The sequence below is a fragment of the Microbacterium sp. genome (genome assembly GCF_031178525.1).
Taxonomy (GTDB): domain Bacteria; phylum Actinomycetota; class Actinomycetes; order Actinomycetales; family Microbacteriaceae; genus Microbacterium.
Window position 1 is genome coordinate 1 of the sequence record NZ_JAPSJA010000071.1, and the last position, 11,379, is coordinate 11,379.

Annotated in this window: 14 protein-coding genes and 1 pseudogene; 3 read left to right on the top strand and 12 right to left on the bottom strand. The window is 71.3% G+C overall.

Annotated elements, in window-relative coordinates; translation table 11 throughout:
- The coding region (locus RIF89_RS06630) for an O-methyltransferase (RefSeq protein ID WP_375294443.1) at positions 1–254 on the top strand (254 nt) is incomplete at its 5' end.
- Positions 255–317: 63 nt separating this feature from the next.
- On the opposite strand, the gene RIF89_RS06635 is transcribed toward RIF89_RS06630, so the two are convergent.
- The 3 genes from RIF89_RS06635 to dapE form a co-directional block, all read right to left on the bottom strand.
- Positions 318–488 carry a DUF3117 domain-containing protein gene (locus RIF89_RS06635; RefSeq protein WP_203138100.1) on the bottom strand — a complete coding sequence of 57 codons (171 nt, stop codon included), beginning with the start codon at positions 486–488 and terminating at the stop codon, positions 318–320.
- Positions 489–608: 120 nt separating this feature from the next.
- Positions 609–1,820, bottom strand: a complete 1,212-nt coding sequence (locus tag RIF89_RS06640) for a hypothetical protein (protein WP_309068347.1) — start codon at positions 1,818–1,820, stop codon at positions 609–611.
- Positions 1,802–2,875 (bottom strand): succinyl-diaminopimelate desuccinylase, encoded by a 1,074-nt coding sequence (gene dapE / locus RIF89_RS06645; protein WP_309068348.1) that lies wholly within the window; start codon positions 2,873–2,875, stop codon positions 1,802–1,804. Before dapE ends, RIF89_RS06640 begins: the two co-directional genes overlap by 19 nt.
- A gap of 106 nt (positions 2,876–2,981) precedes the next feature.
- On the opposite strand from dapE, the gene dapD reads away from it, so the two are divergent.
- On the top strand, positions 2,982–3,929 hold the full coding sequence (dapD, locus tag RIF89_RS06650; protein WP_309068349.1) for a 2,3,4,5-tetrahydropyridine-2,6-dicarboxylate N-succinyltransferase: 948 nt from the start codon (positions 2,982–2,984) through the stop codon (positions 3,927–3,929).
- Between the two features lie 95 nt (positions 3,930–4,024).
- Here dapD and RIF89_RS06655 read toward each other — a convergent pair whose 3' ends face one another.
- The 8 genes from RIF89_RS06655 to RIF89_RS06690 all read right to left on the bottom strand — a co-directional run bounded on the left by RIF89_RS06655 (position 4,025) and on the right by RIF89_RS06690 (position 10,189).
- Positions 4,025–5,323, bottom strand: a complete 1,299-nt coding sequence (locus tag RIF89_RS06655) for a citrate synthase (protein ID WP_309068350.1) — start codon at positions 5,321–5,323, stop codon at positions 4,025–4,027.
- A gap of 227 nt (positions 5,324–5,550) precedes the next feature.
- On the bottom strand, positions 5,551–6,663 hold the full coding sequence (gene dapC, locus RIF89_RS06660) for a succinyldiaminopimelate transaminase (protein WP_309068351.1): 1,113 nt from the start codon (positions 6,661–6,663) through the stop codon (positions 5,551–5,553).
- Between the two features lie 10 nt (positions 6,664–6,673).
- A complete protein-coding gene (gene fdxA, locus RIF89_RS06665; protein ID WP_203138088.1) occupies positions 6,674–7,000 on the bottom strand; it encodes a ferredoxin in 327 nt (108 codons plus the stop codon).
- Positions 6,997–7,449: a histidinol dehydrogenase gene (locus RIF89_RS06670; protein WP_309068352.1), complete on the bottom strand. Its 453-nt coding sequence runs from the start codon at positions 7,447–7,449 to the stop codon at positions 6,997–6,999. Before RIF89_RS06670 ends, fdxA begins: the two co-directional genes overlap by 4 nt.
- 43 nt (positions 7,450–7,492) lie before the next feature.
- Positions 7,493–7,807: an AzlD domain-containing protein gene (locus RIF89_RS06675; RefSeq protein ID WP_309068353.1), complete on the bottom strand. Its 315-nt coding sequence runs from the start codon at positions 7,805–7,807 to the stop codon at positions 7,493–7,495.
- Positions 7,804–8,517, bottom strand: coding sequence for an AzlC family ABC transporter permease (locus RIF89_RS06680; RefSeq protein WP_309068354.1), 714 nt, complete (start codon positions 8,515–8,517; stop codon positions 7,804–7,806). Before RIF89_RS06680 ends, RIF89_RS06675 begins: the two co-directional genes overlap by 4 nt.
- A 33-nt stretch (positions 8,518–8,550) precedes the next feature.
- Entirely contained in the window at positions 8,551–9,018 is a 468-nt protein-coding gene (locus RIF89_RS06685; RefSeq protein ID WP_309068355.1) for an NUDIX domain-containing protein, read from the bottom strand.
- 10 nt (positions 9,019–9,028) lie between these two features.
- Positions 9,029–10,189 carry an MFS transporter gene (locus tag RIF89_RS06690; protein WP_309068356.1) on the bottom strand — a complete coding sequence of 387 codons (1,161 nt, stop codon included), beginning with the start codon at positions 10,187–10,189 and terminating at the stop codon, positions 9,029–9,031.
- A gap of 18 nt (positions 10,190–10,207) precedes the next feature.
- Here RIF89_RS06690 and RIF89_RS06695 point away from each other — a divergent pair, with 18 nt between their 5' ends.
- The gene (locus RIF89_RS06695) at positions 10,208–10,768 is read left to right on the top strand and encodes a helix-turn-helix domain-containing protein (RefSeq protein ID WP_309068357.1); all 561 of its coding nucleotides are present in this window, start codon (positions 10,208–10,210) and stop codon (positions 10,766–10,768) included.
- A gap of 51 nt (positions 10,769–10,819) precedes the next feature.
- Here RIF89_RS06695 and RIF89_RS06700 read toward each other — a convergent pair.
- Positions 10,820–11,379: pseudogene (locus RIF89_RS06700) on the bottom strand (translational GTPase TypA); the annotation flags it as partial.

Consider the following 11,379-nt stretch of genomic DNA (forward strand, 5'->3'; position numbering starts at 1 on the left):
ACATCGTGCTGGTCGACGCAGACCCCGAGAACACCCTCGAGTACGTCGAGCACGCCCTGCGGCTCGCCCGTGCGGGAGGGACCGTGCTGGTGCCGCGCGTGCTGAACGGGCGCGTGGCGGACCCCGTCGCCCGCGACGCCGTCACGACCGCGTACCGCACGCTGCTGCAGGAGACGCAGGCGTCCCCCGCCGTGATCCCCGCGATGTCCACGATCGGAGAGGGACTCCTGCAGCTCACGACCGTCGCGGAGTGAGGCACAGCGAAAGAGGTCCGGACCCCGTGGGGATCCGGACCTCTTCAGGTCTTCCGTGGCGGCTCAGGCGCCGACGACCTCGCCGAGAACGCCGTAGAGCTCCTTGGCCTCGTCGTCGTTGACCGAGACGACCAGACGGCCGCCGCCCTCGAGCGGAACGCGCACGATGATGAGGCGCCCCTCCTTCACGGCCTCCATCGGTCCGTCACCGGTTCTGGGCTTCATGGCTGCCATCGTGGCTTCCTTTCGTCGAGGTCTCCGCCACCGAGTTTACCGGTCGGCGACTCGGTGGCCCACTTTCGCGGCCATCGGGCGGACGATATCCCGGCAGACCGGAAGGTCCCCGGTGCCCCGTCACGGCACCTGCCAGTAGGTATTCCCACTGCCGTACATGGCCGCGATCCAGATCCACTGACCCGCCAGGCACAGCGCCAGAGTGATCCACCGGCCGATGCGCGAGCGCGGCGCGGCTCCCCACAGCGGCGACAGCGGCAGCAGCAGCCGGAAGGTGCTCGACTGCGGGAAGAACACCGCCAGCAGGTACAGCACGTAGCTCGCCGTCCACAGCCGGATCTCGGGGCCGAGCCTGCGCACCGCCGGCGTGAACAGCATGATGGCGGCGCCGGCCACGAGCACCACGAGCGCGACGTGGCCGAGCCACTCGGGCAGTCCCCACAGCGAGAACCACAGGGGTGCCGCGCGGACCCACCCCTCCAGCGGCACGAACGCCTCGATGCCCGGGATCCATCCGCGCCGCCACGCGAGCTCGGTCTCGAGATACGCGCCGGGCATGCCCGTCGCGATCGCCGCGAAGATCTGCCACGAGAACCCGACCGCGACCGCGAGTGCCCCGAGCGCGAGGATGTGCAGGATGTGCGCGGTGGGAAGCGGATCGTCCCGCCGGCCCAGCCAGCGGTGGATCCCATACAGGCCGAGCAGCAGCGCGAACGCCAGGACGCCGGGACGCGTGTACCCCATGAGCGGAATCAGCAGGTAGAGCCAGGCCCAGCGACGCGCGCTCAGCGCCAGCAGCGCGAGCATCAGGAACGCCAGGAACAGCGCCTCGGCGTAGCCGACCTGGAACAGCGCGGCGAGCGGCGCGCTCGCGAACAGCACCACGGCCCAGGACGCGGCATCCGGCTCGAGGCGACGCGCGAGCAGAGCGTGCAGCGCGAGGCATGCGATATAGCCGGCGACGAGCGACACGATCAGCGCACCGACGCCCCACACGCCGAACCCGAGGGCGTTCGCAAGGAGGGCGTACACGGGCATGAACGCCCACGCGTTCTCGCGGACGACTCCATGCTCGTCGAGCGGCAACTCCGACGGGTAGCCCTCGAAAGCGACGAGCCAGTACCACTGGGCGTCCCAGCCGAGCACGTAGTCGACGAGTGTCGGATCCGCGCCGAAGCGCGAGTCAGGCGGGGATCCGGCGGCGACGATCAGCATGATCGCCGTCGTCGCGAGCCGCGCGAGCAGATAGATCACCGCGATCCGCGCCGCGGCCGGCAGGCCGCGCCATGCGGAGGCCACGCGACCGGCCGCTCTCAGCGCGTCGTGAGCCACGCCCGGAGCCCCCGCTCGACCTCCTCGATCTGTGCGACGGCGACGCGCTCCTCGTCATGGTGTGCGAGCAGCGGATCGCCGGGGCCGTAGTTCACCGCGGGCACGCCGAGCGCCGAGAATCGCGCGACATCGGTCCAGCCGTACTTCGGCTTGGGCGTGCCGCCCACCGCGCGCACGAACTCCTGCGCGAGCGGGACATCGAGACCCGGGCGTGCGCCGCCCGACAGATCCGTAACCTCGACCTCGAAGCCCTCGAACACCTCGTGCACGTGCGCCACCGCGTCGTCCGCCGATCGGCTGGGCGCGAACCGGAAGTTCACCTCGACCTCGCACAGGTCGGGGATCACGTTGCCCGCCACGCCGCCCGTGATCCTGACGGCATTGAGGCCCTCGCGGTAATCGAGTCCGTCGACCGGGATGGTTTGCGGGCGGTACTCGGCCAGCCGCGCCAGGATGGGCGCCGCGCGGTGGATCGCGTTCTCGCCGATCCACGCGCGGGCGCTGTGCGAGCGCACCCCGTGCGTGCGCACGACCGCACGAAGCGTGCCGTTGCAGCCGCCCTCGACGACGCCCGCTGTGGGCTCGCCGAGGATCGCGAAGTCACCCGCGAACAGCTCGGGCCGGTTCGCCGCGAGACGCGTGAGCCCGCTGAGCTCCGCCGCGACCTCCTCGTGGTCGTACCAGATCCAGGTGATGTCGACGGCGGGGTCGGTCAGCTCGGCCGCGAGCTTGAGCTGCACGGCGACGCCGGCCTTCATGTCCACCGTGCCCCGGCCGTAGATGAAGGGCTCTTCGTCGATCAGGACGTCCCACGTCGGCACGTTGTCGTTGATCGGCACGGTGTCGATGTGGCCGGCGATCACGACGCGCTGCGCGCGACCCAGGTGCGTGCGGGCCACGATCGTGTCGCCGTCCCGATGCACGTCGAGGTGCGGAAGCGGCGTGATCGCGGCTTCGATCTCGTCCGCCAGCGCCTTCTCCTCGTCCGACACGCTGGGGATGTCGCAGATCGCGCGCGTGAGGTCGGGCGAGGAGGCGGTGAGGTCGAGGGCCATGCGACCAGCCTATTGTCCGAACCCGCGCGGCCCGCCCCGTGTGGGCGCCGCGGAGCGAGGGTCTGACGCCCGGACGCGTGAGCCGCTTCTCAATAGAATCGATCCCATGGAAGACGCACAGCGCTGGGTTTCGGGAGTCGGACTTGCCACGGTGGCGGCGGACGGCACGGTGCTGGACACCTGGTTCCCCTCACCCCGCGCGGGCCGGGCGGGCGATCTGGCCGACGACGTCGAGCGCCTCGACGGCCTTGCGGCCCCCGACGACCGGCGCAATGTGTCGATGGAGGTCGTCACGCTCGAGATCGATCTGGACGTCGCTCCCGCGTCGACCTCGGACGCCTATCTGCGCCTGCATGCGCTCTCGCACCGCATCGTGCGTCCCAACGAGCTGAACCTCGACGGCATCTTCTCGCACCTGCCGACCGTCGCCTGGACCAACGCCGGTCCCATGCACCCGGATGACGCGATCCGTCTGCGGCCGTACCTGCAGCGCGACGGCGTGCAGATCGCCTCGCTCGACAAGTTCCCGCGCCTGACCGACTACGTGGCCCCCGAAGGCGTGCGCATCGCCGACGCCTCGCGCGTGCGTCTCGGCGCCTACCTCTCCCCCGGCACGGTCGTGATGCACGAGGGCTTCGTCAACTTCAACGCCGGCACGCTGGGCGTGTCCATGATCGAGGGCCGCATCTCGCAGGGCGTCGTGATCGGCGACGGATCGGACATCGGCGGCGGGTCGTCGATCATGGGCACCCTCTCGGGCGGCGGCAAGCACCGCGTCTCGTTCGGCGAGCGGTCGCTGCTCGGTGCGAACGCGGGCGTCGGCATCTCGATCGGCGACGACTGCGTCGTGGAGGCCGGCCTGTACATCACGGCCGGCACGAAGGTGCTGCTCGTGGACGAGCCGCCCGCGGAGGACGGCTCGCCGCGTGTCGCGAAGGGCGCTCAGCTGTCCGGCTCGAGCGGCCTGCTGTACATCCGCAACTCGCTGACGGGCGCGATCGAGGCGCGCCGTCGCTCGGGCGTCGGCGTCACGCTGAACAGCGCGCTGCACTGACGCCGGGCGCGCACGCGGGGCGATCGGCGCGCATCGCGGCGGATGCAACCAGAACGGCCGCAACCCTCGGGTTGCGGCCGTTCTCGTCGTGTGGGTCAGGCGGTCGGGTAGCGACGCTCGGGCGAACCCGTGTACAGCTGCTGCGGGCGGCCGATCTTGGTCTTGCCGTCCTGGTGCAGCTCCCGCCAGTGCGCGAGCCAGCCCGGCAGCCGGCCGATCGCGAACAGCACGGTGAACATGCGCGTCGGGAAGCCCATCGCCTTGTAGATCACGCCCGTGTAGAAGTCGACGTTCGGGTAGAGGCGACGCTCCCGGAAGTAGTCGTCCTCCAGCGCGATCTCCTCGAGCTCCTTGGCGAGGTCGAGCAGCGGGTCGTGCACGCCGAGCTGCTCGAGCACCTCGTCCGCAGACTGCTTGACGATCGTCGCCCGCGGGTCGTAGTTCTTGTAGACGCGGTGCCCGAAGCCCATCAGCTTCACGCCCTCATCCTTGTTCTTGACCTTCTCGACGAAGCGCTTGACGCCCTGACCCGACTCCTGGATCTGGCCGAGCATCGTGAGGACGGCCTCGTTCGCGCCGCCGTGCAGCGGGCCCGACAGGGCGTGGATGCCCGCCGAGATCGAGGCGAACTGGTCGGCGCCGGTCGAGCCGACAAGGCGCACGGTCGAGGTCGAGGCGTTCTGCTCGTGGTCCTCGTGCAGGATCAGCAGGCGCTCGAGAGCGCGGGACATCACCGGGTCGACCTGGTAGTCCTCGCTGCGGACGCCGAAGTTCAGCTTCAGGAAGTTGTCGACGAAGCTCAGCGAGTTGTCCGGGTACAGGAAGGCCTGACCGACGCTCTTCTTGTGCGCGTAGGCCGCGATGACGGGCAGCTTCGCGAGCAGGCGGATCATGTTGAGCTCGACGTGCTCGGGGTTGTTCGGGTCGGACTCGTTCTCGTAGTACGTCGAGAGCGCGGAGACGCCGGACGAGAGCACGGCCATGGGGTGCGCCGTGTGCGGCAGCGCCGTGAAGAAGCGGTCCTTGAGATCCTCGTGCAGCAGCGTGTGGTGCCGGATCTTGTCGTCGAACTCGGCCAGCTCGTCGGCCGTGGGCAGCTCGCCGTAGATGAGCAGCCAGGCCACCTCGAGGTAGCTGGAGTGCGTCGCGAGCTGGTCGATGGGGTATCCGCGGTACCGCAGGATGCCCTTGTCGCCGTCGATGAAGGTGATGTCCGACGCGGTCGCCGCGGTGTTCACGAAACCGTAGTCGAGCGTCGTGTAGCCCGTCTGCCGCGTGAGGGTCGAGACGTCGATGCTGGGCGCCCCGCTCGTGGCCGGCAGGACCGGCAGTTCCGCGGTCTTCTCACCGACGGTCAGTGTGGCCTTCTCGGGCAGCTGTCCCGCGTCGCTCACGGCGCCTCCTTGCGATTACTCGTCGCGAATTGTGTCGCTTCCAGGGAGCCGGCGCGCTGGAGTAGATCACACCGGCGCACCGCTGGGCGGCGCCCCGGTATGCCGGGACCACCTCGTACAGCCTATCCGGCGCGCCGGTCACCTGTGACACCCACCCAACTCGGGGTCGATCCGTTGACGGATCCGACAGATTCAGGCGCCTGGCACACCGCGGGTGTGCCTCGTCCTCAACGGCCGGCGGTGCGCAGGCGCGCGGCGGCGGCCGTGATCCGCTCGTCGCTCGCGGTGAGCGACAGTCGCACGTGCTGCGGGAAGTACGGGCCGTAGAACACGCCGGGCCCCGCGAGGATGCCCAGATCGGCGAGGCGCCCCATCGATTCCCAGGCGTCCCGGCCCTCCGTCGCCCACAGGTACAGTCCCGCCTCGCTGCGATCGATCGTGAAGCCCGCGGCCTCGAGCGCGGGGCGCAGGACGTCCCGCCGCGCGCGATAGCGCTCCTTCTGCTCGGCGACATGCGCATCATCGCCGAGGGCGACCGCCATGGCGTGCTGCACAGGACCGGGCGGCATCAGGCCGAGGTGCTTGCGTGCCGCGAGCAGGTCGCCGACGATGCGCGCACATCCGGCGAGGAAGGCCGCGCGGTAGCCGGCGAGATTGGACTGCTTGCTCAGGGAGTACACGCTCAGCACGTTGGCGCGGCTGTCTCCGATCACGCGAGGGTCCAGGATGCTCGGCACCGGTTCGGCGTCCCATGGGGCATCCCAGCCCAGCTCGGCGTAGCACTCGTCGCCCGCGATCACTGCGCCGAGCTCGCGGGCACGCGCGACCGCCCGGCGCAGCTCGTCGACGTTCCACACCCGGCCGTCGGGGTTGCCGGGAGAGTTGATCCAGATGAGCTTCGTGCCCTCGGGCCACTCGTCGGGCTCATCCGACGCGAGAGGCGTCGCGCCGGCGACGCGGGCGCCGACCTCGTACGTCGGGTACGCGGCGCGCGGGTGCACGACGAGGTCGCCCTCGCCCAGTCCGAGCAGGGTCGGCAGCAGCGCCACGAGCTCCTTCGAGCCGATCGTGGGCAGGACGTTGCGCGGCTCCAGTCCTGTCACGCCGCGTCGCCGCGCGAACCACGCCGCGATCGCCTCCCGCAGCTGCGGCGTGCCGACCGTCTGCGGGTACGCGTGAGCATCGGTCGCCTCCGCGAGCGCGCGGCGCACGACATCCGGAGTCGGATCGACGGGCGAGCCGATCGACAGGTCGCAGATGCCGTCGGCATGGGCGCGGGCTCGCTCGGCGTAGGGCGCCACGGCGTCCCAGGGGTAGTCCGCGAGGTCCTTGACGCTCACGACGCCGCGCTCAGTGAGCGTCGCCCTGCGGGGGCAGGGCCGCGATGATCGGGTGGTCCTTCGGGATCACGCCGACCTTGGCCGCGCCGCCCGGCGATCCGATCTCGTCGAAGAACTCGACATTCGCCTTGTAGTAGTCCTGCCACTCGTCGGGCAGGTCGTCCTCGTAGTAGATCGCCTCGACGGGGCACACCGGCTCGCAGGCGCCGCAGTCCACGCACTCGTCCGGGTGAATGTAGAGGCTGCGCTCACCCTCGTAGATGCAGTCGACCGGACACTCGTCGATGCACGCGCGGTCCTTGACGTCCACACACGGGAGGGCGATCACGTAAGTCACGGATCGATTCTACGCGCCCTCGCGGGGTGGTCTCCGGACGCGCCGGGTTCGCCCGCGTCCGGGCGCGGCGACATCCGCAGTCGGGAGAGATCCGGCCACGCCCCGACGAGCAGCACCACGCCCGTGACCGCGTAGGTCCACACGATTCCGAGGGGGAACTCCCCCTCGGCCGGCTGCGGCACGACGACGGATCCGCCGGGTCCCTGCCCCGAGTACACGAGCACGGCCGCGAGCATCCCGAGGCCGCCGATCCACGCGATCCAGCGGTGCGGGAACAGCAGCCGCAGCCCGATCAGCAGCGCCGCGCAGCCGATGAGCGCCAGCATCAGGCCGACCGGCAGCACGCCGAGCGTGAACGAGTGCGCGATCGTGCCCGCGATGCCGAAGACCCCGCCCGCGACCGCGGCGAGCACGGCGAGCAGGATCCGCTGGGGCCAGGACGCGCGCATCCGTCAAGGGTATCCCGCGCAACCGGCGCCGCCGGGCGGCTCGTCACGCTGCCCAGCCGAGCAACCGCAGCAGCGCGGCGGCCGCGGCCGCGGCGACGACCACGACGAGGAATGACGCACGCAGCCACAGGAGGACGCCGGCCACCACGAGGGCGGGCACGCGCGCATCGATCACGACCGCCATGCCGGACCCGACGGTCTGCACCGCCACGAGCGCTCCCAGCAGAGCGACCGTGAGCAGGTCGGTGATCCGCGCCGGTCGCTCGCGCTCGAGCCAGTCGGCGGGCACGAGGTACCCGGTCACCTTCAGCGCCGCGCAGATCACGGCGGCCAGCAGGATCGCCGTCCACATCGTCATCGCGCCCGCTCCCCTCGCGCGCCGAGCCAGTTGAACCAGCCGACGAGGATCGCCACGAACGCCGCGATGAGGACGGGTATGCCCGGCATGAGCCAGGGCGTGAGGCTGGCGGCGACGACGGCGGCCGCGATGCCCACCGCGATGGCCTGCCGCGAGCGCAGCCGCGGCCACAGCAGCGCGAGGAACGCCGCCGCGGCGGCCGCGTCGAGTCCGTAGGTACGCACATCCCCGAGGACGTCGCCGAGAAGCGCGCCGGCGAGCGTCGCGATGTTCCAGCCCACGTAGATGCCGAGGCCCGTCACCCAGAAGCCGATCCGGCGCGCACGGGGCTCCGTGTGTGCGAGCGCGACTGCGGTGGACTCGTCGATCGTGAACTGCGCGGCCGCGATCCGGTGCCACCACGACAGCCCCACGACCGGATTCATCCGCACCGCGTAGGCGACGTTGCGGGCGCCGAGAAGAGCGGCGGACGCGATCGCGGAGGGGGCCGCCGCGAGCCCGCCCGACGCGATCACACCGATGAAGGCGAACTGCGATCCGCCCGTGAACATCAGCAGGCTCAGCACGCACGTCTGCCACACGTCGAGTCCGGCGGCGACGGCGAGCGCTCCGAAGGAGACACCGTACGCGCCGGTCGCGATCGACACCGCGATGCCCTGACGCCACGCGCTGCGATCCTCGGCGGTTCTTGTCGGACGCGGGGAGCTCACCCGATCGAGGCTACCGTCGGCCGGCGACGGCGGTCAGCGCTCGAAGCGGGCCACGTCGCGTCCCGCGGCCGCCTGCAGGATGCGCTCACGCATTCCCTCGCTCAGATCACCGAGGTCGTCGAGGCGGCGCCACAGTGCCTCGGTGTTCTCGCCGTCGGCGGGGTGCGGCTCGCCCGACACGTAGCGGCAGCGGAACACGATGTCGAGGTACTGGGCGCGATCGCCGTTGTCGTACTGCATGGGCGGCAGCGTGTGAACCCACACGAGCGCCTCCGCCTCGGCCACGACCCCGGCCTCCTCGAGCACCTCCCGCTCGGCCGCCGCCGCGGGCTCTTCGCCGGGATCGACGATGCCCGTCACCGGGGTGAGCCGTGCGTTGTCCGCCCGCCGCACGATCAGCACCTCTTCGTCACGCAGCACCACGGCGGTCACACCCGTCAGCCACAGCAGATCCGTGCCGATCTTCTCCCGCAGGGCAAGGACGAACTCGGGAGTCGGCATACGGGCAAGCCTAGGGGCGTCGCGCGCGAGGACCGAGCGCAGGCAGCACCGCCCCCGCGCCGGCCGCCGAGGCGACGAGGAACGCGATCGCGTAGCCCGCTTCGGCCGCGAGCACGCCGAGCACGGCAGCGCCGACGGCCTGTCCCAGCACCAGCACGATGAACAGCATCGCGGTGCCCGGAGCCGCGCGACGCGCATCGATCTCGGTCGTCCACGCGATGAGCGCGCCGCTGCCGGCCGTGTACGACCATCCGAACAGCAGGCACGCACCGATCGCGAGCGGCAGCGCCGACGGGGCCCCGCCGAGCAGCGCCGTGGCGACGGCGACGCCGCTCGTCGTCACGGCCCACGACGACCTGGCCGAGAGACGGGCCATCGGACGCACGGTCGCGATCACGGCGGCGCCGCCGACGCCCAGCACGATCCAGGCGATCACCGAGAGCGCGGCCGGCGCCCCGGCCGCGACGAGGACACCCCGCCCGTAGATCCACACCGCCGCGGATGCCGCCCCCATCAGGAACGCCGCGACGATCACTCGCGCGTGGGCGCGCACCCACCGCGACGGGAGGGCGCCGCGCGTGTCCACGTCGGCGGGGCGGCGCCCGTCGAGCGCGAGGACGCAGCCCGCGGCGATGACCGTCACGGCGGCAGACGCCAGCCAGGCACGCCTCCAGTCGGGCAGGAGAGTCAGCGCGAGCAGCCCCGCCAGGACCAGGCCGGGCCCGGTGCCCGCGTTCGCGATGCTCTGGCCGGGCTCGCGCAGGCGCGGCCGCAGGTTCCGCTGGAGGATCTCGACCATGGCGGGGGATGCCAGGCCTGCACCCGTGGACGCCAGGACGGCCCACGCGGCGAAGGAGGGGAAGGCGGTGGCGAGTGCCATCCCCGCCGCCCCGGTGCCCGCGGTCCCGCCCGCCGCCGCGACGAGCACTCGCGCGTGCCGACCGCTCAGCGCGAAGCCTGCCGCCGCCCCCACGCAGTAGAGGGAGGAGGCCCCGGCGGACACCGCTCCGGCCGCCGCCGCGTCGAAGCCGAGCTCGCGCTGGACGTCGGGCAGCAGCAGGCCGTAGGCGAGGCGGACCAGGCCGTAGGTCGCGGCGATGAGGGTCATCCCCGCGGCGATGAGCCCGATCTCGGACGCACCCACGAACGACAACGTGCGTTTCAGTTTCATCCGGCTTAGGGTACCGGCATGGGGATCCGAGCGCGGACGGAGCAGAGGCTGCTCGATGCCGCCGACGAGCTGCTGTTCTCACGCGGGATCGGCGCCACGCCGGTCGACGCGATCACCGAGCGTGCCGGCGTATCGGCGGCCACGCTGTACCGCGGCTACGCCAGCAAGGAGGCGCTGCTGGCCGCGGCGCTCGAGCGCAGGCAGCGCGCGTGGCTCGAGGCCTGGGATCGCGCCGTGGAGCGCGCGGACTCCCCCGCCGGCCGGCTGCTTGCCGTGTTCGACGCGCTCGACGATTTCCGAGGGCGCGCGGACAGCGCGCGGTGGTGCGCCTTCCTCGGCACCGCGGCCGAGTACGCCGATCCCCCCGCCGAGGTCGCCGCCGCCGTGCAGTCAGACACAGACGGCTTCCGCGATCGGCTCACCGAGCTCGCCCGCCCGCTCGTGGGCGAGGAGGCGGCCCGGCTCGCCGACGACATCCTGCTCGTCGTCACCGGGGAGCTCGCCATGCGGCTGCGCGAGCCGCGCCGCAGCGCTCACGCGGCACGACGGATCGCCGAGACGCTGATCGACCGCCGGTGAGACGCGGAACGGCCGGATGGAGGACCATCCGGCCGTTCGCGATCACTCGGATCAGGCGTTGGCGTCCTGGCGCTTGCGACGAGCGGTCTCGCGACCGCGCTCGGTCGCGTCGAGCACGACCTTGCGGATGCGCACCGCCTCGGGCGTGACCTCGACGCACTCGTCCTCGCGGGCGAACTCGAGCGACTCCTCGAGCGACAGGATGCGCGGCGGCGTCATCGACTCGAAGGAGTCGGCCGTGGCGGAGCGCATGTTGGTGAGCTTCTTCTCCTTGGTGATGTTCACATCCATGTCGTCGGCGCGCGAGTTCTCGCCCACGACCATGCCCTCGTAGACCTCTTCGGTCGGGCGCACGAAGAACGACATACGCTCCTGCAGACCGATGATGGCGAACGGGGTCACGACGCCGGCACGGTCGGCGACGATCGAGCCGTTCTGGCGCGCCACGATCTGACCGGCCCAGTCGTCGTAGCCGTGCGAGATTGCGTTGGCGATGCCCGTGCCGCGCGTGATCGAGAGGAACTCGGTGCGGAAGCCGATCAGGCCGCGCGACGGGACGATGAACTCCATGCGGATCCAGCCCGTGCCGTGGTTGATCATGTTGTCCATGC